This window comes from Enterobacter cloacae complex sp. P43RS, from assembly GCF_014930585.1.
GTDB classification, from domain to species: Bacteria; Pseudomonadota; Gammaproteobacteria; order Enterobacterales; family Enterobacteriaceae; genus Enterobacter; species Enterobacter bugandensis.
Genome location: NZ_JADBRJ010000002.1, coordinates 142,413 through 168,705 on the forward strand (window position 1 = coordinate 142,413; position 26,293 = coordinate 168,705).

30 protein-coding genes are annotated in these 26,293 nt (G+C 58.1%); 15 read left to right on the top strand and 15 right to left on the bottom strand.

Features of this window, described 5'->3' with window-relative positions:
• Positions 1–48 precede the first annotated feature (48 nt).
• Complete coding sequence (gene hycA / locus IM294_RS04515; RefSeq protein ID WP_126817290.1) at positions 49–513, bottom strand: formate hydrogenlyase regulator HycA; 465 nt, start codon at positions 511–513, stop codon at positions 49–51.
• 211 nt (positions 514–724) lie between these two features.
• Here hycA and hypA point away from each other — a divergent pair, with 211 nt between their 5' ends.
• The 10 genes from hypA to IM294_RS04565 all read left to right on the top strand — a co-directional run bounded on the left by hypA (position 725) and on the right by IM294_RS04565 (position 10,658).
• Positions 725–1,075 carry a hydrogenase maturation nickel metallochaperone HypA gene (gene hypA / locus IM294_RS04520; protein ID WP_126817288.1) on the top strand — a complete coding sequence of 117 codons (351 nt, stop codon included), beginning with the start codon at positions 725–727 and terminating at the stop codon, positions 1,073–1,075.
• Positions 1,076–1,078: 3 nt separating this feature from the next.
• Positions 1,079–1,942, top strand: coding sequence for a hydrogenase nickel incorporation protein HypB (gene hypB / locus IM294_RS04525; protein ID WP_126817286.1), 864 nt, complete (start codon positions 1,079–1,081; stop codon positions 1,940–1,942).
• Entirely contained in the window at positions 1,933–2,205 is a 273-nt protein-coding gene (locus IM294_RS04530) for a HypC/HybG/HupF family hydrogenase formation chaperone (RefSeq protein ID WP_028014219.1), read from the top strand. Before hypB ends, IM294_RS04530 begins: the two co-directional genes overlap by 10 nt.
• A 3-nt stretch (positions 2,206–2,208) precedes the next feature.
• Positions 2,209–3,330, top strand: coding sequence for a hydrogenase formation protein HypD (hypD, locus tag IM294_RS04535; RefSeq protein WP_126817284.1), 1,122 nt, complete (start codon positions 2,209–2,211; stop codon positions 3,328–3,330).
• Positions 3,327–4,337, top strand: a complete 1,011-nt coding sequence (gene hypE / locus IM294_RS04540; protein WP_126817282.1) for a hydrogenase expression/formation protein HypE — start codon at positions 3,327–3,329, stop codon at positions 4,335–4,337. Before hypD ends, hypE begins: the two co-directional genes overlap by 4 nt.
• 63 nt (positions 4,338–4,400) lie before the next feature.
• Positions 4,401–6,473 carry a formate hydrogenlyase transcriptional activator FlhA gene (gene flhA, locus IM294_RS04545; RefSeq protein WP_193360306.1) on the top strand — a complete coding sequence of 691 codons (2,073 nt, stop codon included), beginning with the start codon at positions 4,401–4,403 and terminating at the stop codon, positions 6,471–6,473.
• A 151-nt stretch (positions 6,474–6,624) separates the two neighbouring features.
• Complete coding sequence (locus IM294_RS04550; RefSeq protein ID WP_126817278.1) at positions 6,625–7,623, top strand: ABC transporter substrate-binding protein; 999 nt, start codon at positions 6,625–6,627, stop codon at positions 7,621–7,623.
• Positions 7,623–8,660, top strand: a complete 1,038-nt coding sequence (locus IM294_RS04555) for an iron ABC transporter permease (RefSeq protein WP_028014224.1) — start codon at positions 7,623–7,625, stop codon at positions 8,658–8,660. Before IM294_RS04550 ends, IM294_RS04555 begins: the two co-directional genes overlap by 1 nt.
• Positions 8,660–9,421, top strand: coding sequence for an ABC transporter ATP-binding protein (locus IM294_RS04560; RefSeq protein WP_048960092.1), 762 nt, complete (start codon positions 8,660–8,662; stop codon positions 9,419–9,421). Before IM294_RS04555 ends, IM294_RS04560 begins: the two co-directional genes overlap by 1 nt.
• A 16-nt stretch (positions 9,422–9,437) precedes the next feature.
• Positions 9,438–10,658: an MFS transporter gene (locus IM294_RS04565; RefSeq protein ID WP_100170792.1), complete on the top strand. Its 1,221-nt coding sequence runs from the start codon at positions 9,438–9,440 to the stop codon at positions 10,656–10,658.
• Positions 10,659–10,663: 5 nt separating this feature from the next.
• Here IM294_RS04565 and IM294_RS04570 read toward each other — a convergent pair whose 3' ends face one another.
• Positions 10,664–11,008 (bottom strand): nitrous oxide-stimulated promoter family protein, encoded by a 345-nt coding sequence (locus tag IM294_RS04570; RefSeq protein WP_126817276.1) that lies wholly within the window; start codon positions 11,006–11,008, stop codon positions 10,664–10,666.
• A gap of 175 nt (positions 11,009–11,183) precedes the next feature.
• On the opposite strand from IM294_RS04570, the gene IM294_RS04575 reads away from it, so the two are divergent.
• A complete protein-coding gene (locus IM294_RS04575) occupies positions 11,184–11,414 on the top strand; it encodes a SymE family type I addiction module toxin (protein ID WP_041908449.1) in 231 nt (76 codons plus the stop codon).
• 113 nt (positions 11,415–11,527) lie between these two features.
• Positions 11,528–14,089, top strand: coding sequence for a DNA mismatch repair protein MutS (gene mutS / locus IM294_RS04580; RefSeq protein ID WP_045261242.1), 2,562 nt, complete (start codon positions 11,528–11,530; stop codon positions 14,087–14,089).
• A 93-nt stretch (positions 14,090–14,182) separates the two neighbouring features.
• Here mutS and IM294_RS04585 read toward each other — a convergent pair whose 3' ends face one another.
• The 3 genes from IM294_RS04585 to IM294_RS04595 are packed head-to-tail and all read right to left on the bottom strand — an operon-like array spanning position 14,183 to position 16,434.
• Positions 14,183–14,404, bottom strand: a complete 222-nt coding sequence (locus IM294_RS04585; protein WP_003862116.1) for a non-oxidative hydroxyarylic acid decarboxylases subunit D — start codon at positions 14,402–14,404, stop codon at positions 14,183–14,185.
• A 10-nt stretch (positions 14,405–14,414) separates the two neighbouring features.
• Positions 14,415–15,842: a non-oxidative hydroxyarylic acid decarboxylases subunit C gene (locus IM294_RS04590; protein ID WP_126817274.1), complete on the bottom strand. Its 1,428-nt coding sequence runs from the start codon at positions 15,840–15,842 to the stop codon at positions 14,415–14,417.
• Complete coding sequence (locus tag IM294_RS04595; RefSeq protein ID WP_028014231.1) at positions 15,832–16,434, bottom strand: non-oxidative hydroxyarylic acid decarboxylases subunit B; 603 nt, start codon at positions 16,432–16,434, stop codon at positions 15,832–15,834. The genes IM294_RS04590 and IM294_RS04595 overlap by 11 nt, the downstream gene beginning before the upstream one ends.
• 173 nt (positions 16,435–16,607) lie before the next feature.
• On the opposite strand from IM294_RS04595, the gene IM294_RS04600 reads away from it, so the two are divergent.
• Positions 16,608–17,015, top strand: a complete 408-nt coding sequence (locus IM294_RS04600) for a MarR family winged helix-turn-helix transcriptional regulator (protein WP_028014232.1) — start codon at positions 16,608–16,610, stop codon at positions 17,013–17,015.
• On the opposite strand, the gene IM294_RS04605 is transcribed toward IM294_RS04600, so the two are convergent.
• The gene (locus IM294_RS04605) at positions 17,012–17,899 is read right to left on the bottom strand and encodes a LysR family transcriptional regulator (RefSeq protein WP_126817392.1); all 888 of its coding nucleotides are present in this window, start codon (positions 17,897–17,899) and stop codon (positions 17,012–17,014) included. The genes IM294_RS04600 and IM294_RS04605 overlap by 4 nt on opposite strands.
• 108 nt (positions 17,900–18,007) lie before the next feature.
• Between IM294_RS04605 and IM294_RS04610 the strand changes: the two genes are divergently transcribed.
• Together IM294_RS04610 and IM294_RS04615 are read left to right on the top strand one after the other, a co-directional pair.
• A complete protein-coding gene (locus IM294_RS04610; protein ID WP_048956593.1) occupies positions 18,008–19,210 on the top strand; it encodes an MFS transporter in 1,203 nt (400 codons plus the stop codon).
• A complete protein-coding gene (locus IM294_RS04615) occupies positions 19,207–19,584 on the top strand; it encodes a DUF4440 domain-containing protein (protein ID WP_048956592.1) in 378 nt (125 codons plus the stop codon). Before IM294_RS04610 ends, IM294_RS04615 begins: the two co-directional genes overlap by 4 nt.
• Positions 19,585–19,636: 52 nt before the next feature.
• On the opposite strand, the gene rpoS is transcribed toward IM294_RS04615, so the two are convergent.
• From rpoS to IM294_RS04660, 9 genes are all read right to left on the bottom strand, one after another.
• Complete coding sequence (rpoS, locus tag IM294_RS04620) at positions 19,637–20,629, bottom strand: RNA polymerase sigma factor RpoS (protein ID WP_013098493.1); 993 nt, start codon at positions 20,627–20,629, stop codon at positions 19,637–19,639.
• A 59-nt stretch (positions 20,630–20,688) separates the two neighbouring features.
• Positions 20,689–21,813: a murein hydrolase activator NlpD gene (nlpD, locus tag IM294_RS04625; RefSeq protein WP_041908436.1), complete on the bottom strand. Its 1,125-nt coding sequence runs from the start codon at positions 21,811–21,813 to the stop codon at positions 20,689–20,691.
• Positions 21,814–21,929: 116 nt separating this feature from the next.
• On the bottom strand, positions 21,930–22,556 hold the full coding sequence (locus tag IM294_RS04630; RefSeq protein WP_028014237.1) for a protein-L-isoaspartate(D-aspartate) O-methyltransferase: 627 nt from the start codon (positions 22,554–22,556) through the stop codon (positions 21,930–21,932).
• On the bottom strand, positions 22,550–23,311 hold the full coding sequence (surE, locus tag IM294_RS04635) for a 5'/3'-nucleotidase SurE (RefSeq protein ID WP_028014238.1): 762 nt from the start codon (positions 23,309–23,311) through the stop codon (positions 22,550–22,552). Before surE ends, IM294_RS04630 begins: the two co-directional genes overlap by 7 nt.
• On the bottom strand, positions 23,292–24,341 hold the full coding sequence (gene truD, locus IM294_RS04640) for a tRNA pseudouridine(13) synthase TruD (RefSeq protein WP_048956588.1): 1,050 nt from the start codon (positions 24,339–24,341) through the stop codon (positions 23,292–23,294). Before truD ends, surE begins: the two co-directional genes overlap by 20 nt.
• A complete protein-coding gene (gene ispF, locus IM294_RS04645; RefSeq protein ID WP_126817272.1) occupies positions 24,338–24,817 on the bottom strand; it encodes a 2-C-methyl-D-erythritol 2,4-cyclodiphosphate synthase in 480 nt (159 codons plus the stop codon). Before ispF ends, truD begins: the two co-directional genes overlap by 4 nt.
• Entirely contained in the window at positions 24,817–25,527 is a 711-nt protein-coding gene (gene ispD, locus IM294_RS04650; RefSeq protein ID WP_028014240.1) for a 2-C-methyl-D-erythritol 4-phosphate cytidylyltransferase, read from the bottom strand. The genes ispF and ispD overlap by 1 nt, the downstream gene beginning before the upstream one ends.
• A gap of 19 nt (positions 25,528–25,546) precedes the next feature.
• Positions 25,547–25,858 carry a cell division protein FtsB gene (ftsB, locus tag IM294_RS04655; protein WP_003862095.1) on the bottom strand — a complete coding sequence of 104 codons (312 nt, stop codon included), beginning with the start codon at positions 25,856–25,858 and terminating at the stop codon, positions 25,547–25,549.
• A 79-nt stretch (positions 25,859–25,937) separates the two neighbouring features.
• A complete protein-coding gene (locus tag IM294_RS04660) occupies positions 25,938–26,264 on the bottom strand; it encodes a DUF3561 family protein (protein WP_028014241.1) in 327 nt (108 codons plus the stop codon).
• Positions 26,265–26,293 lie beyond the last annotated feature (29 nt).

Below are 26,293 nucleotides of genomic sequence, written 5' to 3' on the forward strand. Positions count from 1 at the left end.
TTTTGACGACGAAAAACTGTCTCATCGACACTTTTCGTCATTCGGTTATCAGGCAAGATTTGCGGGGGTCTTTCCCACGACGAGCTGTTTGAGGTCGACCGGCAAGTCGTGCTCAACCGCGGCGTAGAGACCGTTGTAAACCGGCGCGATTTTCTCCAGATAGTGCTCAAGCACCTGCTGGCGATCGCGGTTGCTGACGTAGCCGTCGACCATGCCGTCGGCCATCAGCTGCGCCTGCGCAATACGTTGTTTTTCACCCTCTTTATTCTCAACGTAGTACTCGATGGTGTGGCTGTTAAAGCTGTCTGCCAGGGTCACAAAGACCGTGAAATGACCGAACAGGACAAAGCGCATATCCCCCTGCGCCGCACAGCTCATCGCATGATGCAGTCGGGCTTTTGACAGGGTGATCCCCTGAACCAGAGAGTTACAGTAGAGGTGCCACTGATCCTGAAGCTGCTGGTGGCGCTGCGCGATGTAATCCGCTTTTTCGCTAATTTCCCAAATAGTCATAGAAGGTATCCGGTTAATGGAGATAGCGGCTGTTAAGCAGATTCCGTGCCAGTTTTTAATTTGTTGATTTGAATGATTTTTATCAAAAAAGATACTGTCAACGCCGCCGTGTCGACGTGTCATTTCGACAGCGCTGACATCGTCACGCCGTAACGCAAATCAAGCTGGCACCGTTATTGCATTTACTGGCGCAAATCATTGAGGAGGCGTCATGCACGAAATCACCCTCTGCCAGCGGGCTCTGGAACTTATCGAACAGCAGGCAGTGCAAAACCACGCGAAGCGCGTCACCGGCGTCTGGCTGAAGGTCGGGGCGTTTTCCTGCGTCGAGACCAGCGCCCTGCACTTTTGTTTTGAGCTGGTGTGCCGCGGCACGCTGGCGGAAGGCTGCGCGCTGCATATCGACGAGCAGCAGGCGGAGTGCTGGTGTGAGCAGTGCCAGCAGTACGTCACCCTGCTCTCATCAAAGGTTCAGCGCTGCCCGCAGTGTCAGAGCACGGATCTTCGCATCGTGGCGGATGAGGGTATGCAGATCCAACGCCTCGAAATCGAGAAGGAGTAATGTATGTGTAGCACCTGCGGTTGCGCCGAAGGCAACCTGTATATAGAAGGGGATGAACACCGTCCCCACTCCGCGTTTCGCTCCGCGCCCTTTTCCCCTGCCCCGCGTCCTGCGGCGGCCCTGACCGGCATCACCTTTGCGCCGCAGCGCTCCGACACGGGCGATCTGCATTACGGCCACGGCGAAGCGGGCACCCACGCGCCGGGCATAAGCCAGCGCCAGATGCTGGAGGTGGAGATCGACGTGCTGGACAAAAATAACCAGATCGCCGCCCGCAACCGCGCCCGCTTTGCCGCGCGTCAACTGCTGGTGCTGAACCTGGTCTCCAGCCCCGGCTCCGGCAAAACCACGCTGCTGACCGAAACGCTCACGCGCCTGAACGAACGCGTCTCCTGCGCGGTGATCGAAGGCGATCAGCAAACCGTTAACGACGCAGCGCGCATCCGCGAAACCGGGACGCCCGCCATCCAGGTTAACACCGGCAAGGGCTGCCACCTGGATGCGCAGATGATTGCCGACGCCGCCCCTCGCCTGCCGCTGGCGGATAACGGCATCCTGTTTATCGAAAACGTCGGTAACCTGGTATGCCCGGCAAGCTTCGACCTCGGCGAACGGCATAAAGTGGCGGTGCTCTCCGTGACTGAAGGAGAGGACAAGCCGCTGAAGTACCCGCACATGTTCGCCGCCGCCTCCCTCATGCTGCTGAACAAAGTCGATCTGCTGCCGTACCTGAACTTCGACGTGGATAAGTGCCTTGCCTATGCCCGCGAGGTGAACCCGGACATTCACATCCTGCTGGTTTCCGCCACGCGCGGCGACGGCATGGACGCCTGGCTGGAATGGCTGGAGAGCGAACGATGTGCATAGGCGTACCGGGACAAATCCATTCCCTCGACGGCAATCAGGCCAAAGTGGAGGTTTGCGGCATCCTGCGCGACGTGGATCTGACGCTGGTGGGCAGCACCGATGAGACGGGCGCGTCGCGCCTCGGCCAGTGGGTGCTGGTCCACGTGGGGTTTGCGATGAGCGTGATTAACGAAGCGGAAGCCCGCGACACGCTGGACGCGCTGCAAAACATGTTTGACGTGGAGCCGGACGTGGGCGCGCTCCTGTACGGCGAGGAGCGCTAGCCTATGCGTTACGTTGATGAATACCGCGCGCCAGAACAGGTGATGCAGCTTATCGGACATCTGAAAACGCGCGCGGCGCTGCTGGACTACACGAACGAAAGGCCGCTGCGGATCATGGAGGTGTGCGGCGGGCACACGCACGCCATCTTCAAGTTTGGCCTCGACCAGCTGCTGCCGGAGAACATTGAGTTTATTCACGGCCCCGGCTGCCCGGTGTGCGTTTTGCCGATGGGGCGTATCGACAGCTGCATCGAAATTGCCGGCCAGCCCGACGTCATTTTCTGCACCTTTGGCGACGCGATGCGCGTGCCGGGGAAAAACGGCTCGCTGCTGCAGGCGAAGGCGCGCGGCGCGGACGTGCGGATCGTTTACTCGCCGATGGATGCCCTGACGCTGGCAGAGGCTAACCCTGAGCGCAAGGTCGTCTTTTTCGGGCTGGGTTTTGAAACCACCATGCCCGCTACGGCCATCACGCTGCAGCAGGCGAAAGCGCGAAACGTCACTAACTTTTTCTTTTTCTGCCAGCATATTACGCTCATTCCCACGCTGCGCAGCCTGCTCGAAGAGCCAGACAACGGCATCGATGCGTTTCTGGCGCCGGGCCACGTCAGCATGGTGATTGGCACAGACGCCTACGGTTTTATCGCTGATCAGCACAATCGTCCGTTAGTGGTGGCTGGTTTCGAACCGCTTGATCTACTGCAAGGCGTAGCCATGCTGGTTGAGCAGAAAATAGCGTCCCTGAGCGCGGTCGAAAACCAGTACCGCCGCGTGGTGCCCGATGCGGGAAATGAACGGGCGCAGCAGGCGATTGCCGACGTGTTTAGCGTTGAGGGCGACAGCGAGTGGCGTGGGCTGGGGCTGATTGCCGAATCCGGCGTGCACCTGACGCCTGCCTATCGCGAATTTGATGCCGAAGCGCACTTCCGCCCTCAGCCGCAGCAGGTGTGCGACGATCCCCGGGCCCGCTGCGGCGAGGTGCTTACCGGCAAATGCAAACCTCATCACTGCCCGCTATTTGGCAACACCTGTAACCCGCAAACCGCGTTTGGCGCGCTGATGGTCTCCTCTGAAGGGGCATGCGCCGCGTGGTATCAGTATCGCAACCAGGAGTGTGAAGCATGAACACGGTGGAAATGGCGCACGGAAGCGGTGGACAGGCGATGCAGCAGCTGATTAACAGGCTGTTCATGGAGGCCTTTAATAACCCCTGGCTCGCCGAGCAGGAGGATCAGGCGCGCATCGCGCTCTCAACCCTCACCGCACACGGCGACCGGCTGGCGTTCTCCACCGACAGCTACGTGATTGACCCGCTATTCTTCCCGGGCGGCGATATTGGCAAGCTCGCCGTCTGCGGTACGGCCAACGACGTGGCCGTCAGCGGCGCCATTCCGCGCTACCTCTCGTGCGGATTTATCCTCGAAGAAGGATTACCGATGGAGACGCTTGCGGCAGTGGTCAACAGCATGGCGCACACCGCCCGCGAGGCGGGGATCGCTATCGTCACCGGGGATACCAAAGTGGTCCAGCGCGGCGCGGCGGATAAGCTCTTCATCAACACCGCCGGAATGGGGGCGATCCCCGCCGACGTTCACTGGGGCGCGCAGCGGCTTTCGGTGGGCGACGTGCTGATTGTCAGCGGAACGCTGGGCTGCCACGGGGCAACCATCCTGAACCTGCGCGAAGGCCTGGGGCTGGACGGCGAGCTTCGCAGCGACTGCGCGGTGCTCACCCCGCTTATCCAGACGCTGCGCGACATACCGGGTGTCAAAGCCCTGCGCGACGCCACCCGGGGCGGGGTGAATGCCGTTGTCCACGAGTTCGCCGCAAGCAGCGGGTGCGGGATTGAACTGAGCGAGCGCGACCTGCCCGTTAAGCCTGCCGTGCGGGGGCTGTGTGAGCTTTTAGGGCTTGACCCGCTAAACTTTGCCAACGAGGGCAAGCTGGCGATCGGCGTGGAACGTTCGGCGGCGGAAGCCGTACTTGAACAGCTGAGAGCGCATCCCTTAGGGAAAGATGCGGCCATCATTGGAGACGTGGTTGAGCGCAAAGGGGTGCGCCTGACCGGACTTTATGGCGTGAAGCGCACGCTGGATCTACCGCACGCTGAGCCGTTACCCCGAATTTGCTAGAACCGCGCCATAAGCGGTCAGCAGTGAAGTCTCTTTTTTGCCAGTTTCTATTGGAAAGCAATAATGCCGTATACACCGATGAGCGATCTTGGACAGCAGGGCCTGTTTGACATCACGCGCACACTTTTACAACAGCCCGATCTCGGCGCGCTGAGCGATGCCCTGACGCGGCTGGTCAGGCAATCAGCGCTGGCGGACAGCGCGGCGATTGTGCTCTGGCATAGCGGAACGCACCGCGCGAGCTACTATTACACGCGCGAGAATGGCAAAACGTTTGAATACGAAGACGAAACGTACCTCGCGCACGGCCCGGTGCGCCGCATTCTCTCCCGGCCTGAAGTGCTGCACTGCAATTTTGAAGAGTTTCGGATGGCATGGCCGCGGCTGGCAGAGAGCAATCTCTATCAGCCTTTCGGTCATTACGGCATGCTGCCGCTGGCGGCGGAGGGCCATATTTTTGGCGGCTGCGAGTTTATCCGCACTACCGACCAGCCCTGGAGCGAGGCGGAGTACGAGCGGCTGCACACCCTTGCCCAGATTGTGGCCGTCGTCGCGGAGCAGATCCAAAGCCGCGTCACCAATAACGTGGATTACGACCTGCTGAGCCGCGAGCGCGATAACTTCCGCATTCTGGTCGCCATCACCAACGCCGTACTCTCAAGGCTCGACATGGACGAGCTGGTCAGCGAAGTCGCCAAGGAGATCCACCACTATTTCAGGATCGACGCCATCAGCATCGCGCTACGCGGGAACCGCAAAGGCAAGCTGAACATCTACTCCACCCACTATCTTGATGAGGCCAACCCGGCGCACGAGCAGAGCGAGGTGGACGAAGCGGGCACCCTTTCTGAGCGGGTATTTAAAAGCAAAGAGATCCTGCTGCTGAATCTCAGCGAGCAGGACCCGGTGGCGCCGTACGAGCGGATGCTGTTTAACACCTGGGGCAACAAAATTCAGACCCTGTGCCTGCTGCCGCTGATGTCCGGCAGCACCATGCTTGGGGTGCTCAAACTGGCGCAGTGCGATGAAGCCGTGTTTACCACCGCCAACCTGAAGCTGCTGCGCCAGATCGCCGAGCGTATTTCCATCGCGCTGGATAACGCCCTCGCCTATCAGGAGATCCACCGCCTGAAAGAGCGGCTGGTGGACGAAAACCTGGCCCTGACCGAACAGCTCAACAACGTAGACAGCGAGTTTGGCGAAATCATCGGGCGCAGCGATGCCATGTACAGCGTGCTTAAGCAGGTGGAGATGGTGGCCCAGAGCGACAGCACGGTGCTGATCCTCGGTGAAACCGGCACCGGTAAAGAGCTGATAGCGCGCGCCATTCATAACCTGAGCAACCGCAACAGCCGCCGGATGGTGAAGATGAACTGCGCGGCGATGCCCGCGGGTCTGCTGGAAAGTGACCTCTTCGGCCACGAGCGCGGCGCCTTTACCGGGGCCAGCAGCCAGCGGCTGGGCCGTTTTGAACTGGCGGATAAAAGCTCCTTGTTCCTCGACGAAGTGGGCGATATGCCGCTGGAGCTGCAGCCCAAGCTGCTGCGCGTTTTGCAGGAGCAGGAGTTTGAGCGCCTCGGCAGCAACAAGCTGATCCAGACCGACGTGCGGCTGATTGCCGCCACCAACCGCGACCTGAAAAAGATGGTCGCCGACCGCGAGTTTCGCAGCGATCTCTACTATCGCCTGAACGTCTTTCCGATCTGCCTGCCGCCGCTGCGCGAGCGCCCGGAAGATATTCCGCTGCTGGTGAAGGCCTTTACCGCGAAGATTGCCCGCCGGATGGGGAGGAATATCGACAGTATTCCTGCCGAAACGCTACGTACCCTCTCGTCGATGGAGTGGCCCGGCAATGTGCGCGAGCTGGAAAACGTCATTGAGCGCGCGGTGCTGCTGACGCGCGGGAACGTGCTGCAGCTCTCTTTGCCTGAAGTCTCCCTTCAGGAAGCCCCCACGCTTTCGGCAGAAGTTGCGCAGGAAGGCGAAGATGAATATCAGCTGATATTGCGCGTACTGAAAGAGACCAACGGCGTGGTAGCCGGACCGAAGGGCGCAGCTCAGCGGCTGGGGCTGAAACGCACTACCCTGCTCTCTCGCATGAAACGTCTGGGAATCGATAAAGAGAGCCTGCTTTAACCCGTCATTCCGGCGCCGCTTATGGCGCCGCTTTTCGTCACCCTGCGCAATTGTCCCTCATTGACACAATATATTTTCCTCTGTATAAAATTCCGCCTTAATAATGCGTTTCATTTGCATCAAAAATAATATTAATGAAGGGTAGCGTTTCATGAAGAAGGTCATCTGCGCGTTAGGCCTGGCGATTGCGTCGGTCAGTTCTGCTCTGGCAACCACATATCCTCTGACGATTGAAAACTGTGGCTATAAAGAGACATTCACTAAAGCGCCGGAACGCGTCGTGGCCCTCGGTCAGAACACCGTGGAAATTTTGCTCCTGCTGGGGCTGGAAGATAAGGTCAAAGCCAGTGCCTTCTGGCCGACCAAGGTGCTGCCGCAACTGGCTGAGCAGAATACAAAAATCAAAACCCTGACCGTCGAAATTCCGACTCTTGAATCCATCCTTGCGCAAAACCCCGATTTTGTTCCTGCCCAGCTGCCGCTGCTGCTTGGGCCGGAAAGTAAGGTCGCAAAACGTGAAGATCTGGCTACCGTCGGCGTGAACAGCTATTTATCTCCAGGCATGTGCGCCACCAAAAAAGCGGCAGGCGATATGTACGGCAGCCGCCAGACGCTGTGGGATATGACGTACCTTTATAAAGAGATTGAAGATTTCGCGAAGATTTTCAACGTTGAAGCGCGCGGCCAGGCCGTTATCGCTGATTTCAAAAAACGTGAGGCCGACCTGCGTCAGGAATTTGGTAAAAACAAAAAAGATCTCTCGTTTGTTTTCTGGTTCTCAAGCGCCTCGCCTTCGGCAGATGCCTATGTCGGCGGGAAAAACAGCGCCTCCGGTTTTATTGCTAACGTGCTGGGTGGCCATAACGCCATTACCGCTGAGACCGAATGGCCGACCGTCGGCTGGGAAAGTATTATTGCCGCGAACCCTGATGTGATTGTCGTCTCCAGTCTGGACCGCAACCGCTGGGCGCTGGATAACGCGGATGAGAAAATCAAATTCCTGAAAAGCGATCCTGCCGTGAGCCAGCTTGATGCCGTCAATAAAGGCCATATCGTGGTGATGGACGGTCAGGCGATGAACCCGACGATTCGTACGATTTACGGTGCTGAACAGGTGGGTGAACAGCTCAGAAAACTGGGGCTGAACTGATGACGGCAGCCGTACTTCAGGCCCGCCAGGGCCTGATCCTGACCACATCCGCTCTGCTTGCCGTTGTCCTGCTGTTTTTAGTGATTGCTCTTGGTGTCAGCGTCGGCGAGCTGTCGATTCCGCTGTCCAACGTCTTTTACGCTATTGGTAATAAGCTGGGGCTGACCGACGTTCCGCTCAACCGCATCTATGAGAGCGTGATCTGGGACTTTCGCCTGAGCCGCGCGCTGGTGGCGGCCTGCTGCGGGGCCGGTTTAGCCATCTGCGGTGCCGTGCTGCAAAGCCTGCTGAAGAACGCGCTGGCGGAACCCTACGTGCTCGGCGTGTCGGCGGGTGCCTCAACAGGGGCGGTGTCGGTCGTCGTCCTGGGCATCGGCACCGGCGCGGTGTCGCTCTCTGCGGGCGCGTTTGCCGGGGCGTTCGCCGCCTTTGCGTTTGTCGCCTTTCTGACGAACGGCGCGCGCGGCGGCAATGAACGCACCATTCTGGCAGGCGTTGCTGCATCTCAGCTTTTCAACGCCATTACCGCTTACACCATCAGCACCTCCGCCAGCGCGCAGCAGGCGCGCGACGTGATGTTCTGGCTGCTGGGCAGCTTTAGCGGCGTGCGTTGGCCGGAATTCCAGCTGGCGCTGGTTGTCGTGCTGGCGGGCCTTGCCGTCTGCCTCTACTATTCCCGGGCGCTGGACGCCTTTACCTTTGGTGATGACGCGGCTGCCTCTTTAGGCATTGCCGTGCCCTGGGTGCGTCTTGCCCTGTTTACCACCACGGCCCTGATCACCGCGACCATCGTCAGCATGGCGGGCTCAATCGGCTTTGTAGGGCTGGTGGTGCCGCACGTCATGCGCTTCCTGTTCGGGCCGCTGCACCGCACGCTGCTGATTGCCAGCGCGCTGGCGGGGGCGATCCTGATGGTGCTGGCCGATATCGCCTCGCGCATGCTGATTGCCCCGCAGAGCCTGCCCGTCGGCGTGGTCACCGCGCTGGTGGGCGTGCCTTTCTTTGCCGTGATTATCTACCGCTCAAGGAATAAGTGATGAGTATCTGCGCTGAAAATATTACCTGGAAGGTAGGCAAAAAAGTTATCGTCAATGGTGTCTCGCTGAAGGTTTCACGCGGCGAAACGGTGGGTTTGCTTGGTCCTAACGGCTGCGGCAAATCGTCCCTTTTGCGTATCCTGGCAGGCCTGCGTCGCCCGGATGCGGGCAGCGTGACCCTGGACGGGCAGGACATTTCCCGCATCGCCAAAAAGCAGCTTGCCCGCCGGGTGGCGTTCGTTGAGCAGCACGGGATGACCGACGCCAACATGCGCGTGCGCGACGTGGTCAAACTTGGACGTATTCCGCACCACTCCCCTTTTTCTAACTGGAGCGCGCAGGATGACGACACCGTCACCGCGGCTCTGCAGCGTGTCGATATGCTGGACCGCAGCGAGCAGGGCTGGCTGAGCCTGTCCGGCGGCGAGCGTCAGCGGGTGCATATTGCCCGCGCGCTGGCACAAACGCCAACCGAAATCCTGCTGGATGAACCGACCAACCACCTGGATATCCATCATCAGATGCAGCTGATGCAGTTGATCAGCCAATTACCCGTTACCAGTATCGTCGCCATCCACGATCTCAACCACGCTTCAATGTTCTGCGACTCGCTGATTGTGATGCAGAAAGGGCAAATTGTGGCGACCGGAACGCCGCAGGACATCTTATCCGAGTCGTTGCTCTGGGATGTCTTCCGGGTCAAAACTAAAATTGAGATCTCGCCGTTTCATGGCAAAAAGCATATTCACTTTATCGTTTAGGGACGAGTGATCGACAATGTCCCTTCGCCCCGCCACCACGCTCTGGCCGCCCGTTTTACTGGGTAGTCAGTTTGTTTTTAACATTGGTTTTTACGCCGTCGTTCCCTTCCTGGCGATATTTCTGCGTGACGACATGCTGCTCTCCGGCGGGCTCATCGGGCTGATCCTGGGCCTGCGCACGTTCTCGCAGCAGGGGATGTTTATCGTTGGCGGTGCGCTCTCGGACCGGTTTGGCGCGAAGGTCATCATCCTCAGCGGCTGTATAGTTCGTGTTTCAGGCTATCTGCTGCTGGCCTTCGGGGGATCGCTGTGGCCGATTATTCTGGGCGCGTGTCTGACGGGCGTCGGCGGCGCGCTATTTTCTCCCTCAATTGAGGCTCTGCTGGCGAAAGCGGGTACCCACAGCGAGGCGAAAGGGAAACGAAGCCGGGCGGAGTGGTTTGCGCTCTTTGCCGTCTGCGGGGAGCTCGGCGCGGTACTGGGCCCGGTTGCTGGCGCTCTGCTAACGGGGCTTGGCTTCCGCCAGGTGGCGCTGGCGGGGGCAGGCGTCTTTATCATTGCGCTAGTGGTGCTTTACTTCTGTCTGCCTGCTGCCGGGCAACGTTCACAGAAGATAAAAATAGTGCCCTGGTGGACGACGTTCCGCCAGCCGCGCTTTGTCGCCTTTATCATTGCCTACAGCTCCTGGCTGTTAAGCTATAACCAGCTCTATCTGGCGCTGCCGGTGGAGATCCAGCGCTCCGGCGGTAACGAGAAAGATCTCGGCCCGCTTTTTATGCTGGCCTCCGTTCTGATCATTACCTTACAGCTGCCGCTGGCGCGTTTCGCCCGACGCGTGGGCGCGGTGAACATTCTTCCGGTGGGCTTTTTGCTGCTTTCCGCCGCCTTTGCGAGCGTGGCAATGTTTGCGGCAACAGAACCGCCTGAGGGCTGGCTGCGGCTTCTGCCCTCGGTCTCGTTTGTCACGCTGCTGACGCTGGGGCAGATGCTGCTGGTGCCGTCGGCAAAAGATCTCATTCCGCGGTTCGCCGATGAATCCACGCTGGGCGCGCACTATGGCGCACTCTCCACCGCAGGAGGCATTGCGGTACTGGCTGGAAACTTGTTATTTGGCAGCCTGCTGGATCGCGCGCTGGTGCCTTCAACGCAGGCGATTTACCCGTGGCTGCTGCTGGCGCTCTTTCCACTCTGCAGCGCGCTGGCCCTGAACGTGATTTGCCGCCCGCTACGAAGCTGATCGGTTCACTTTTTCGGGCGATACTTCTCCGGCAGTTCCGGCACCGGACGACGGTCATCCATCAGATGGCGGACGGTCAGAATGGGGTGACGCCATAACATACGCGGGCCTGCCCAGCGCATAATCTGCTTCATCTGTTCACGTCTGGCAGGCTGGTAGCAGTGCACCGGGCATTGTTTACAGGCGGGCTTTTCTTCACCAAAAACGCACTTATCCAGGCGCTTATCAGCATACGCGTTGAGCGCCTGATAATGCCCCGCTTCCTGAGAAGCCTGTGGACACTGCTTTGCGTACAACGCGATCATTTTCGCGATGGTCTCTTTTTCACGTGATATGCGTTTACCGGTCATAGCGACTTACCAAATAATAAGATGCATCAATAATACACTTTAAAATTGTGGATTTCAGGTGTTGCATTCCGTTTTCTGAAGCCTGATTCCACTATTAACCCTGCACATCCTGAAAATCACTGGTATTTTATACAGGCATCAGGAATGACCGTTGTCCGTATAGTCTGGAGACCCTATGAAAGAGATCGCGATCGGCAAACCCTACCGCCATTTAAAAGTGGGATATTTCAGAAAACGTCACGAGGATCGAAAAACGAAGATACCAAAGCGATACAGCGTGCATGCGGCGCTGAGCTTAAAAGGAGACTGGCTTGAAAAGGCGGGCTTTACCACCAACTCCCAGGTCAGGGTGGGCGTTGAGCATGGAAAAATCGTCATTGAGTTAATGTCTGAAGGCGCCTCGTAAAGCCGCCACATTTTTCTGCGCCGTACCTTTTTTTCATGCGACAATAGAACGAACAAACGGCCACTGAGCCGCTCAAAACGGTTTATTTTCAAAGAAATGGACATCATAACTCCATGAGCACAATCGACAATTTCGACGCACATACGCCGATGATGCAGCAGTACCTGAAGCTGAAGGCACAGCATCCGGAAATCCTGCTGTTTTACCGCATGGGCGATTTTTACGAGCTGTTTTATGACGATGCTAAACGTGCCTCGCAGTTGCTCGACATCTCGCTAACCAAACGTGGCGCATCCGCAGGCGAGCCCATCCCGATGGCCGGTATCCCGCACCACGCGGTTGAAAACTACTTGGCCAAGCTGGTGAATCAGGGTGAGTCCGTTGCCATCTGCGAACAAATCGGCGATCCGGCAACCTCGAAAGGCCCGGTTGAGCGCAAAGTCGTGCGCATCGTCACGCCAGGCACCATCAGTGATGAAGCCCTGCTCCAGGAGCGCCAGGATAACCTGCTGGCGGCGCTGTGGCAGGACGGCAAAGGGTTTGGCTACGCCACGCTGGACATCAGCTCCGGGCGTTTTCGCCTGAGTGAGCCGGCTGACCGCGAAACGATGGCTGCCGAACTGCAGCGAACCAACCCGGCAGAATTGCTCTACGCCGAAGACTTCGCCGAAATGGCGCTGATTGAAGGCCGTCGCGGATTGCGCCGTCGCCCGCTGTGGGAATTTGAAATTGATACCGCGCGCCAGCAGCTGAACCTGCAGTTCGGTACCCGCGATCTGATTGGCTTTGGCGTGGAAAATGCTCCACGCGGGCTGTGTGCCGCAGGTTGCCTGCTGCAGTACGTGAAAGACACCCAGCGCACCGCCCTGCCGCATATCCGCTCTATCACCATGGAGCGCCAGCAGGACAGCATCATCATGGATGCCGCCACGCGCCGTAACCTGGAGATCACCCAGAACCTGGCAGGTGGCGTTGAAAACACGCTCGCGTCGGTGCTCGACAGCACGGTGACGCCAATGGGCAGTCGCATGCTGAAGCGCTGGCTGCATATGCCGATTCGCGATACCGATACGCTGGTTTGCCGCCAGCAGACGATTGCTGCGTTGCAGGATCGCTATACCGAGCTGCAGCCGGTCCTGCGCCAGGTGGGCGATCTGGAGCGTATCCTGGCCCGTCTGGCTCTGCGCACCGCGCGACCACGCGACCTTGCGCGGATGCGACATGCTTTCCAGCAGCTGCCGGAGCTGCGTGCTCAGCTGAGTGACGTTGACAGCGCGCCGGTACAGAAACTCCGCGAAACGATGGGCGAATTCACTGAACTTCGCGAGCTGCTGGAGCGCGCCATTATTGATGCGCCTCCGGTTCTGGTGCGCGACGGCGGCGTGATTGCTCCAGGCTACAACGAGGAGCTGGACGAATGGCGCGCGCTGGCTGACGGTGCGACGGACTACCTGGATAAGCTGGAAATCCGCGAGCGCGAGCGTCTTGGGCTCGACACGCTGAAAGTGGGGTATAACGCGGTACACGGTTACTACATTCAGATCAGCCGCGGGCAAAGCCATCTGGCGCCGATTCACTACGTACGTCGTCAGACCTTGAAAAACGCCGAGCGTTACATCATTCCCGAGCTGAAAGAGTACGAGGACAAAGTACTCACCTCGAAAGGTAAAGCCCTGGCGCTGGAAAAACAGCTGTATGACGAGCTGTTCGACATGCTGATGCCGCACCTTGCTGACCTACAGCTCAGCGCCAGCGCGCTGGCGGAGCTGGACGTGCTGGTGAACCTGGCAGAACGGGCTGAAACGCTGAACTATACCTGCCCGACCTTTACCGACAAGCCCGGCATTCGCATTACGGAAGGCCGTCACCCGGTCGTTGAGCAGGTGCTGAACGAACCGTTCATCGCCAACCCGCTGAGCCTGTCGCCGCAGAGAAGAATGCTGATCATTACCGGCCCGAACATGGGCGGTAAGAGTACCTACATGCGCCAGACGGCGCTGATTGCTTTGCTCGCCTATATCGGCAGCTACGTCCCGGCGCAAAAAGTGGAGATTGGCCCCATCGATCGTATCTTCACCCGCGTTGGGGCAGCGGACGATCTGGCGAGCGGTCGCTCAACCTTCATGGTCGAGATGACCGAAACGGCTAATATTCTGCATAACGCGACGGAGCACAGCCTGGTGCTGATGGATGAGGTAGGACGCGGAACCTCAACCTATGACGGCCTGTCTCTGGCCTGGGCCTGTGCTGAAAGCCTCGCGAATAAAATCAAGGCCATGACGCTGTTCGCCACCCACTACTTCGAGCTGACGCAGCTGCCGGAGAAAATGGAAGGCGTGGCTAACGTTCATCTTGATGCGCTGGAGCACGGCGATACCATTGCCTTTATGCACACGGTGCAGGATGGCGCGGCGAGCAAGAGCTATGGCCTGGCCGTTGCGGCGCTGGCAGGTGTACCAAAAGAGGTGATCAAGCGCGCTCGCCAGAAGCTGCGTGAGCTGGAAAGCCTCTCGCCGAATGCGGCGGCGACGCAGATTGATGGCACCCAGATGTCGCTGTTGGCGCCAGCTGAAGAAACGTCGCCTGCTGTGGAAGCGCTGGAGAACCTCGACCCGGATTCACTGACGCCACGTCAGGCGCTGGAGTGGATTTATCGGTTGAAGAGTCTGGTTTAGTTTTCTGCGGTCTGTTTTGTCGGGTGGCGGCTTCGCCTTACCCGACCTACAAAACCCTTAGGCCCGGTAAGCGCAGCGCTACCGGGCTTATTTTTACAACAGCGGCGGGATCGTCGGCACCTGCGGTGCTTCATCAATATCCTTCTGCGTCATGCGGAACGCTTCCGGGTAATGCTCGCGGCTGGTACGACGCAGCGGTTCGGTATCGCGCCAGGTATAAAGACAATGCTGGCACTGATAAACGGTCCAGACCCCTTTCACCGGTGACGTCGCCATCACTTCAATATGCTCATCGGCACAACGTGGACAAATCATCTTTTCCTCCTTATTGGCGTGCTGCCAGCATCGCGGTCAGTTTTTCAGCCCAGGCTTTAGTTTCAGGCAGATCCTGTACCGGCTGGCTGTAGTGGCCACGGGTGTCCGGTGCAACAGGCGTGGTGGCATCAATAATCAGTTTGTCGGTAATGCCCGCCGGGCTGGAGCCAGGGTCGAGTTCAAGCACTGACATGTTCGGCAGCTGCACCAGATCCCCTGCCGGATTGACCTTCGATGAGAGCGCCCACATCACCTGCGGGAGGTTGAACGGATCGACATCCTCATCCACCATAATCACCATCTTCACGTAGCCCAGACCGTGCGGCGTGGTCATGGCGCGTAAACCGACCGCGCGGGCAAAACCACCGTAGCGTTTTTTGGTGGAGATAATTGCCAGCAGACCGTGGGTGTACATCGCGTTCACCGCCTGCACTTCCGGGAATTCCGCCTTCAGCTGCTGGTAAAGCGGCACGCAGGTGGCTGGTCCCATCAGATAGTCAATCTCGGTCCACGGCATGCCGAGGTAAAGGGATTCGAAGATCGGTTTGGTGCGGTAAGAAACTTTGTCGATACGGACCACCGTCATATTACGGCCACCGGAATAGTGTCCGGTAAACTCGCCGAACGGCCCTTCGATTTCACGTTTGCGGCCTTCAATCACCCCTTCCAGGATCACTTCAGACCCCCACGGCACGTCGAAGCCGGTCAGCGGCGCGGTGGCAATCGGGTACGGGCTTTCGCGCAGCGCGCCGGCCATTTCATACTCAGACTGATCGTATTTCAGCGGCGTGGCGCCCATCAGGGTGATGATCGGGTCGTTGCCGAGAGTAATCGCGATCGGCAGATCTTGCCCGCGCTCTTCCGCTTTGTGCAGATGGAGGGCGATATCGTGCATCGGTACCGGCTGCAGGCCGAGCTTGCGCTTGCCCTTGACCTCCATGCGGTAGATCCCGACGTTCTGCTTGCCGAAATGGTCCGGGTCGAGCGGATCGCGCGAGACAACGCACGCTTTATCGAGATAAAAACCGCCGTCACCGTCGTTCAGGCGAAACAGCGGCAGGATATCGAACAGGTTAATGTCTTCACCGTCGACCGTATTTTGCGCCCAGGCCGGGTTAGCGCGGCGCTCCGGCGCAACGGGGAATTTATCCCAGCGGCGAATAAACTCGTCGATCTGTTTTTTTACCGGGGTATTCGCTGGCAGCCCCATCGATATGGCGTGGTTTTGCCACGAGCCGATGGTGTTCATCACCACGCGGGCATCGGTAAAGCCACGAATATTGTCGAACCACAGCGCGGGCGCGCCGTCGCCAATACGGCCTGTGGCGTTGGCTGCCGCCGCCAGATCCGGCTCCGCATTCACCTCTTCCTCAATTTTCAGCAGTTGCCCTTGCTCATCGAGCGCCTGCAGGAAGCTTCTCAAATCATCAAATGCCATCTTTGTTCTCCTGTGAAAAATGTTTCGCCTCCCGCAACCCGTTCCATCGGCGCGCCTTTTTGTGCTCCAGACCAAACTGGTCGAGCACACGGGTGACGATATGCTGGGTGATATCATCGGCGGTTTGCGGGTGGTTGTAATACGCAGGCATGGGCGGCACCATCGCCACGCCCATGCGGGAAAGCGCCAGCATGTTCTCCAGATGAATGGTGCTGAGCGGCGTTTCGCGGGGAACGAGCACCAGCTTGCGCCCCTCTTTCAGCACCACATCTGCCGCACGGCCCACCAGCCCTTCGGCGTAGCCCGCGCGGATCCCCGCCAGCGTTTTCATGCTGCAGGGAATGACGATCATGCCGTCGGTGCGAAACGAGCCGGAGGAGATGGTGGCGGCCTGGTCAGCCGGGCTGTGAACAACGTCAGCCAGCGCAGCAACGTCCTGCACGCTGTAAGGCGTTTCCAGCTCAATGGTTGTTTTTGCCCACTTCGACATGACCAGATGGGTCTCTACCTCCGGCATTTCCCTCAGCGCCAGCAGCAGCGCCACGCCCAGCGGAGCCCCCGTTGCTCCTGTCATTCCCACGATCAATCTCATTCATCACCTCAATCAATTTGTTCGTGTACGAACTTTTATAGATAAACTACTCCCGGATCGCTCTACTGACAAGATCGTTCGCACACGATCACATTAATTACTAAAAAATCCCGCGTTATCATCCCGGGCTTTAGCGGCTATCATAGGGGGTGATTTTTTCTGTCGGAGTGTTCATGGAACTTAGACAAGAGGCGTTCCACCTGTTACGTCAGCTTTTTCAACAGCATACCGCTAAGTGGCAACATTCCCTGCCGGAACTGACCAAGCCGCAGTATGCGGTTATGCGCTCCATTGCCGAGCACCCGGGCATTGAGCAGGTGGCATTGACCGAAGTGGCGGTCAGCACGAAGGCGACTCTTGCGGAGATGCTCAGCCGAATGGAGGCGCGCGGGCTGGTCAAACGCGAGCACGATCCCGCAGACAAGCGCCGCCGGTTTGTCTTCCTGACGCCGGAAGGCGAAGCCCTGCTTGCAGACTGCCAGCCGGTCGGCAACGAGGTGGATGAGGCGTTTTTAGGGCGTCTTAATAAGGCCGAACGGGAGCAGTTCTCTGCGCTCATCAAAAAGATGATGCACGATTAATTCACGCTGGCGCGCATAAAATCAATAAAGGTGCGCACTTTCGCAGGCACGTGCCGGGCATCCGGATAAACCGCGTGGATGCCCTGCCGCGCGAAGGTATATTCCGGTAAAACCGGGACCAGTTTTCCCGCATCAAGCGCATCGCGCACCAGCCATTCCGGCAGTAACGCCACGCCACTTCCCGCAAGCGCAAAGGCCATAAGCGCCTGCGCGCTGTCGGCAAACAGGCGCGGCGCTTTTTTTATCTCAAGCATTTCAGGCGCACCGCTGGCATCTTTCACCTGCCAGCGCAGCGGCGACGCTAAGCGCTCGTGAATAATCCAGTCGGCTTGCGCCAGCTGCGCAAGCGATTCAACCGGATGATTCGTCCGCCATTCCGGCGTCGCGACGGGCAGGATGGAAAAATGTGAAATCAATGCGGCGTGGTAGCGCGAGTCGGTAAGCGTTCCCAACCGAATAGCCACGTCAAAGCGCTCTGAGATCAGGTCGGCATGGAGTGAAGACGAAACATGACGCACGCGAAGCTCCGGGTGCAGCTGGCTAAACCTTGCCAGCAACGGTACCACGACCCGCGAACCATACTCAGGGGTGGTGGTGATCCGCAATTCACCCGTGAGTCCTGCATGATTCGCGCGAACGTCATCCTGCAGCCGTTCTGCGTCCTTCAGAAGCGCCACGCTGCGCTGATGAAAAAGCGCTCCCGCCTCGGTTAACGTCAGGCGGCGGGTGGAGCGCAGCAGCAGCGTCACCCCCAGCTCGGCTTCGAGCTGGCGAATATTGAAGCTGACCACGGCTTTTGTCAGACCCAGCGCATCGGCTGCGGCAGTAAAGCTGCCGGTATCGGCCACCGCAACAAACATCTGCGTCCGCTGTAGGTTAATCATCATTACGCCTTTTACCGTCAAAATTTTTTTGACAGTATATCGCGCTTTGTCAGGTTTATCCGTGCTTCCGGGGTCGATACGATACGCCACCTCACGGGAGGATCCACCATGACATATCGCAGCAAAGTCGCCGCTGTCTATCTGCTGGGCTTTTTTCTTGATTTGATCAACATGTTTATTGCCAGCGTCGCTTTTCCGGCGATGGCGCAAGCTCTTAACGCCACGCCTTCAGCGCTTGCCTGGGTCAGTAACGGGTACATTGCCGGCCTGACGCTGGCGATCCCGTTCAGCAGCATGCTCACGCGCCGCTTCGGACCAAAACGGGTCATCCTGATCTCGCTTTTTCTGTTCAGCGCGGCTTCTGCTGCGGCAGGCTTGTCTGCAACGCTGGAAAGTCTGATCGCCTGGCGCGTGCTGCAGGGCGTGGGCGGTGGCTTACTGATCCCCGTCGGACAGGCGCTGACCTGGCAACTGTTTCAGCCTCACGAGCGAGCCAGACTCTCCTCGGCGGTCATGCTGGTCGCGCTGCTTGCTCCCGCCTGCTCCCCCGCTATCGGGGGCCTGCTGGTGCAGATGCTAAGCTGGCGGTGGATATTTTTCGCGACGCTTCCGGTGGCCATCGTGACCTTTGTGTTGGCCTGCCTGTGGCTTAAACATGAAATACCCGCGATGAAAGCGGCCAGACTGCTCAACCTGCGGTTGCTCGCGGACCCGCTTTTGCGTTTTGCCATGCTTGTCTATGTATGCGTTCCAGGCGTATTTATCGGGGTGAACGTCACGGGCATGTTTTATCTTCAGCACGAGGCAAACATGAGCCCAGCCGCAACGGGTATGCTCATGCTGCCGTGGTCCGTGGCATCGTTTATCGCCATCACGGCGACGGGACGCTATTTTAACCGTATCGGCCCACAGCCGCTGATTGTTATCGGCTGCCTGCTGCAGGCGACGGGCATTCTGCTTTTGCTTAACGTCAGTTCGGCTACGCTGCTTCCTGTCGTTGCGTTTACCCTGATGGGCGCGGGGGGAAGCCTGTGCAGCAGTACCGCTCAGAGCAGCGCTTTTCTGACAACGCGCCGGGAAGAGATGCCGGATGCCAGCGCGCTGTGGAATCTCAATCGTCAGTTGAGTTTTTTTGCCGGTGCCCTGCTGCTGGCAGAGGTGCTGAGTCTGGCGCAGAGTTATCTGGCGCCGCTCGCCGCCTGGCACGGAATGTTTCTTTTTGCCGCAGGCATGACCCTATTGCCTGTACTGTACGTTTTCCGACTTAACAATACGCAGGTGCTCGCCCAGCTGCGACAGGAGAATTCATGACGCCTTTTGAACACGACATTATCGACCTCCACATTGCGCTTGAAAACTGGTTAGGCAAAGGCGAAGGCGACTCCGACGCCCTGCTCGCCCGTTTCCGGCCAGATTTTCTGATGATCCCACCGGGTGGCGTTCATATCGACTATCACGGCCTTGTGGACTTTCTGCACAGTCAGCGAGGAAGCCGCCCCGGACTGAAGATCGTCATTGACGAATTATCCACGATCGAGCGCTGGGATCGTGGCGCGGTACTGCACTACCGGGAGACGCAAACCCGGCCGGACCTGCCCGTCAACGTGCGCTGGTCAACCGCGGTGCTTAATCAGGAAGGCGGCGGGATTACATGGCGTCTGCTGCACGAAACGGCCCAGCCGTAGCACAAAAGAAAAAGGCCCGTCTCACGACGGGCCTTTTTTGACGAAAGGATGCTTATTCGCGGAAAAGCGCTTCGATATTCAGACCTTGCCCCTGCAGGATTTCACGCAGGCGGCGCAGACCTTCTACCTGAATCTGACGAACACGTTCACGGGTCAGGCCAATTTCGCGGCCGACGTCTTCCAGTGTCGCAGCTTCATACCCCAGTAAACCGAAACGACGTGCCAGCACTTCACGCTGTTTGGCGTTCAGTTCGAACAGCCATTTGACGATGCTCTGCTTCATGTCATCGTCCTGCGTGGTGTCTTCCGGGCCGTTGTCTTTTTCATCGGCCAGGATGTCCAGCAGCGCTTTTTCGGAGTCGCCACCCAGCGGGGTGTCAACCGAGGTAATGCGCTCGTTGAGACGCAGCATACGGCTTACGTCATCAACCGGTTTGTCGAGTTGTTCGGCAATTTCTTCTGCGCTTGGCTCGTGGTCCAGTTTATGGGACAACTCGCGCGCGGTACGCAGATAGACGTTCAACTCTTTGACGATGTGGATCGGCAGTCGGATCGTACGGGTCTGGTTCATAATAGCCCGTTCGATGGTCTGACGAATCCACCAGGTCGCGTAGGTTGAGAAACGGAACCCGCGTTCCGGGTCAAACTTCTCAACTGCGCGGATGAGACCTAAGTTGCCCTCTTCAATCAGATCCAGCAGAGCCAGACCACGATTGCCGTAACGGCGGGCAATTTTCACGACCAGTCGCAGGTTACTTTCGATCATGCGACGACGCGAGGCAACATCACCACGCAAAGCACGACGTGCGAAATAGACTTCTTCTTCGGCCGTTAGCAGTGGGGAGTAACCAATCTCCCCAAGGTAAAGCTGAGTCGCGTCCAGTACACGCTGTGTGGCGCCCTGCGATAACAGCTCTTCTTCAGCCAAATCGTTATCACTGGGTTCCTCTTCTACTAAGGCTTTTTCGTCAAAAGCCTCTGCTCCGTTCTCATCAAATTCCGCGTCTTCATTTAAATCATGAACTTTCAGCGTATTCTGACTCATAAGGTGGCTCCTACCCGTGATCCCTGAACGAGACACCCTGGCTGGCATGCCCCGTCAATTTATCGCTGCGGCAAGTACTGCAGCGGGTTTACGGATTTCCCCTTGTAACGAATTTCAAAATGCAAGCGTGTAGAACTGGTTCCGGTGCTACCCATGGTAGCGATTTTTTGCCCCGCCTTAACTTCTTGTTGTTCCCGGACCAGCATTGTGTCGTTATGGGCGTAGGCACTCAGGTAATCATCGTTATGTTTGATGATAATCAGATTACCGTAACCGCGCAGCGCGTTACCGGCATACACAACGCGTCCGTCTGCGGTCGCGATGATAGCCTGTCCTTTACTGCCTGCGATATCGATCCCTTTGTTCCCACCCTCAGAGGTTGCGAAGTTCTCGATAATCTTGCCGTCGGTTGGCCAGCGCCATGCGGTGATGGACGAACTGGCATTCTGACTGCTTGCAGTCGGTTCAGTAGAGCTAACCACAGGTGCCGTGGTCGGTGCTGTGACAACAGTCGCAGTCCCTTTATTATTCGGCAACATTTTGTTAGCAGTCTGATCACCTGAATCCTCAGAATACGTAATTACAGGTTGTGAAGCAACCACCGTGGTGGATTTTTGTGCAGGCTTAACGCTGTTATTTTGAGCCGTCACATCGGCCGCTGAAACCGTATTGCCAGGCGTCAGTGGCGTACCCGTTGCGTTGCCCACCTGGAGCGTTTGGCCAACTTCCAGAGCATACGGGGCCTGGACGTTATTGCGCTGCGCGAGGTCACGGAAATCGTTCCCGGTGATCCAGGCAATGTAGAACAGCGTATCGCCGCGCTTCACGGTATAGGTGCTGCCGCCGGTATAGCTGCCTTTCGGAATGTTCCCATACTGACGGTTATAGACTATGCGGCCATTTTGGGTCTGAACAGGCTGTTCAACTGGCTGAATCTGCGTTGGCTGTGTAACAGGATGTTGCACAGGCTGAATTTGTGGTGTTTGCTGCGGCGCAGCAGTACCCATTTTAGGCGGAGGCGTGATTAACATTCCGCTGGACGTGTTACCGGAGCCGCTGTTTCCCCCGACGGAACTGACGGGCGCAGGCGCGTTGTTGGAACTTGTACAGCCTGCCAGCCAGAGCGAAACCAGTGATAATGCCGCAACACGGCTGATGGTGAATTTAGGGCTTCCCGCGCTCATTTATCCCCCAGGAATGTGTTAACTACCAGTGACTTAAAATTTACCGTGATGACACGAATCTTTCGCGCCACACCATACGCTGAATTTGCCTTAATAACCCTGGATAAATCCGAGTCTCAGGCCAACTCCCCCTTTACCAGAGGCACAAAGCGCACGGCTTCCACGGTGTCGATAATATACTCGCCGCCGCGCCGACGAACGCGCTTCAATAGCTGCTGCTCGTCCCCGACGGGCAGAACAAGAATGCCCCCCTCATCCAGCTGCGACAAGAGCGCAGCGGGAATTTCAGGCGGAGCCGCCGTCACGATGATAGCGTCAAACGGGGCGCGAGCCTGCCAACCCTGCCATCCATCACCGTGTCGTGTCGAAACATTATGTAAATCAAGTTGTTTCAGGCGACGACGCGCCTGCCATTGCAAACCTTTGATCCGCTCTACGGAACAGACATGGTGTACCAGATGCGCCAGGATGGCGGTCTGATACCCCGACCCGGTGCCAATCTCCAGCACGCGTGAGTCGGGCGTGAGCTCCAGCAGCTCCGTCATCCGCGCCACCATATAAGGCTGCGAAATCGTCTGGCCTTGCCCGATGGGCAGCGCTACGTTTTCCCACGCTTTGTGTTCAAACGCCTCGTCTACAAATTTCTCACGCGGGACCTGAGCGAGCGCTTCAAGCACGTGCTCGTCGCGGATCCCCTGTGCGCGAAGTTGTTCCAGAAGAGTTTGTACACGTTTGCTTACCATTGCGCGTTCACTCCTGCGCGATCCAGCCAGCCCGACACCACATCATGCGCGCTATACGCGGTTAAATCTACGTGCAGCGGAGTGACCGAGACATAGCCTTCATCCACGGCGGCAAAGTCGGTGTCCGGACCCGCATCGCACTTATCGCCAGGAGGCCCGATCCAGTAAAGCGTGTTGCCGCGAGGATCCTGCTGCGGGATCACCTGATCGGCCGGATGCCGGCTTCCGCAGCGCGTAACGCGAATACCCTTAATTTCATTGAGAGGAAGATCCGGCACGTTGATGTTGAGAATGCGCCCGGTACGCAGCGGCTCGCGGCCGAGCGCCCGCAGGATCGAGCAGGTCACCGCGGCGGCGGTATCGTAGTGCGTGTGCCCGTTTAACGAGACCGCCAGCGCCGGGAACCCCAGATGGCGCCCTTCCATTGCCGCCGCTACCGTTCCGGAGTAAATCACGTCATCGCCGAGGTTCGGCCCGGCGTTAATGCCGGAGACGACGATATCCGGACGCGGGCGCATCAGCGCGTTCACGCCCAGAAACACGCAGTCCGTCGGCGTGCCCATCTGCACGGCAATATCGCCATTTTCAAAGGTAAAGGTGCGAAGCGACGACTCCAGCGTCAGTGAGTTAGACGCTCCACTGCGGTTACGATCGGGGGCCACAACCTGCACATCCGCAAATTCACGGAGGTGCTTCGCCAGGGTCTGAATGCCCGGCGCGTGGATCCCGTCATCGTTACTCAGCAATATTCGCATAATCACCCGAGGTGTTGATTAGTTCCCTGACAACACTGGTGGCAAAGCTACCTGCCGGCAGCCAGAAGCGTAACTCGACGGTCACGTCATCCCACCAGTTCCAGCTTAACTGCTGCGGATAGAGCAGCATCGCGCGGCGCGCTGCTTCGACTTTTTCCCGCACCAGCAAGGATTGTAATTCCGGCGCATCCGCCACGGCGGACTGCTCAGCGCTCAACGCGTCGCCCTGGGTGCCCCAGTCGCCTGAGCCCGGCAAAGCTGCGGTAATCATCAGCGCTTTGGCGTCCACGCGCGACTGCACATCGGCCATTTCTTCGGCCGTTGCCACAAACCAGCTTCCGCGTCCCGCTAATTGTAGCGCATCGCCAACAACAACTTGATTCGCGTCCGGTTTTTTCAGCCTTTCGCTCACAATCTGATTAAACAACGCGCTGCGGGCCGCCGACAACCAAAAACTGCGTTTATTCCTGTCGCGCACCGGCGCATCGCTTTGCGCCCAGCGCAGCGCGCCCTGCAGGTTGCTGCCACCAATGCCAAAGCGCTGCGCGCCAAAGTAGTTCGGAACGCCGCGTTCATTAATGGCGTTGAGACGTTTTTCAACGTCTTCTCGATCGGTCACTTCGCGCAGCACCAGCGTAAACGCGTTGCCTTTCAACGCCCCCAGGCGCAGCTTGCGCTTGTGGCGGGCATACTCCAGCACCTTACAGCCTTCAAGCTCAAATTTGCTTAAATCAGGCATCGCATTGCCGGGCACGCGGGCGCAGAGCCACTGCTCGGTGACGGCATGTTTATCTTTCTGCCCGGCAAAGCTCACTTCCCGGGCGTGAATTTTGAGGAATTTTGCCAGCGCGTCGGCCACAAAGCGGGTGTTGCAGCCGTTTTTCAGAATACGCACCAGGATATGTTCGCCTTCGCCATCGGGCTCAAAGCCCAGATCCTCAACCACGAGGAAATCTTCGGGGCTGGCTTTCAGCACCCCGTTCCCCTGCGGCTTGCCGTGCAGGTATGTCAGGTTATCGAAGTCCGTCATTTTGCCGCCTTCACCAGCAGCGCCACGGCTTCACAGGCAATCCCTTCGCCACGACCGGTAAAGCCCAGCTTCTCCGTGGTGGTGGCTTTGACGTTGACGTCGTCCATATGGCAGCCCAGATCTTCAGCGATAAATACGCGCATCTGCGGAATGTGCGGCAGCATTTTCGGGGCCTGGGCAATAATCGTCACGTCGACGTTGCCGAGGGAGTAACCTTTCGCCTGAATACGGCGCCACGCTTCGCGCAGCAGTTCGCGGCTGTCCGCCCCTTTAAAGGCCGGGTCGGTGTCCGGGAACAGCTTGCCGATATCACCCAGCGCGGCAGCGCCGAGCAGCGCGTCGGTCAGCGCATGCAGCGCCACGTCGCCATCAGAATGCGCCAGCAGCCCTTTTTCGTAAGGAATACGTACGCCGCCAATGATAATTGGGCCTTCTCCGCCAAAGGCGTGTACATCAAAACCGTGTCCAATTCGCATTATGCCTTCTCCTGATGGGTCGAACGGGTAAGATAAAATTCCGCGAGCTGTAAATCTTCCGGGCGCGTCACTTTTATATTATCAGCGCGCCCTTCAACAAGCGTGGGGTGAAAACCGCAATACTCCAGCGCGGAGGCTTCGTCCGTGATGGTCGCGCCTTCATTAAGGGCACGCGTTAAGCAGTCGTGGAGCAGTTCGCGGGGGAAAAATTGCGGCGTCAGCGCGTGCCATAAGTCGACGCGCTCAACAGTGTGGGCGATAGCACGCTTGCCCGGCTCGGCACGCTTCATGGTGTCGCGCACCGGCGCGGCCAGAATGCCGCCCACTTTACTGGTTTCGCTCAGCGCCAGCAGGCGTGCCAGGTCGTCCTGATGCAGGCACGGACGTGCCGCGTCATGGACCAGCACCCACTGGGCGCTTCCGGCAGCCTGAATGCCCGCCAGCACGGAATCGGCGCGCTCGGCGCCGCCATCAACTACGGTAATCTGTGGGTGGTTTGCCAGCGGCAGTTGCGCAAAGCGGGCATCGCCGGGACTGATGGCGATGACCACGTGCGTCACCCGCGGGTGCGCCAGCAGCGCCGCCACGGCGTGCTCAAGGATCGTTTTATCGCCAATTGAGAGGTACTGCTTGGGACATTCTGTCTGCATGCGCCGGCCAAAACCTGCGGCCGGCACCACGGCACATACGTCCGAAAAAGTTGCTGCCATGTCGTAATCCTGGGCCTGATTATCGATTGTTTTGTGCTGAGCCCTGATTGCGTTTAGACGCATCCGGAACCAGACGATAAAAGGTTTCGCCCGGCTTAGTCATACTGAGTTCATTGCGTGCGCGCTCCTCAATCGCCTCCTGGCCGCCATTGAGGTCATCAATTTCAGCAAAGAGTTGATCGTTACGCGCCTTAAGTTTGGCATTTGTTGCCTGCTGAGCCGCGACGTCATCGCTCACCCGGCTGTAGTCGTGCAGCCCGTTCTTACCGAACCACAACGAATATTGCAGCCAGACCAGCAAAGCCAGCAACAGCAGCGTTAGTTTACCCATCCTGCCCCCTGAAAAAACGGCATCATCATCCCATAACTTTCCGTTCGACTCTACTGCGGGGTTTTAATTATGTCGCAAGTTAGCCCATCAGCCATAAAAACAGCAGGCCAAAGATGACGACAACGGTGGCAATCGTGATAACCGTACTGTACAGGAGCTTGCCGTTGAAAAGGGAGTGCAGCGCAACCCCGACAACGACCGCAACGGGCATCAGCGCCAGGAAGAAGGGCCAGGTGTAGAGAAAGAAGAAAAGGGTGTTACCACCATAGATCAAAAACGGGATACCCAGCGCCAGTAACCACGACGCAAAGCCGACTATCGCCCCAGGGAAGGACCAGGTCGTCTCATTGTCGGTGGTTAACGGTTCCGACCCGGTGGTGATAATGTAGTTTTCACTGTTGCGCATAGCTAATCCTGTGACCGTGACTCATCGTT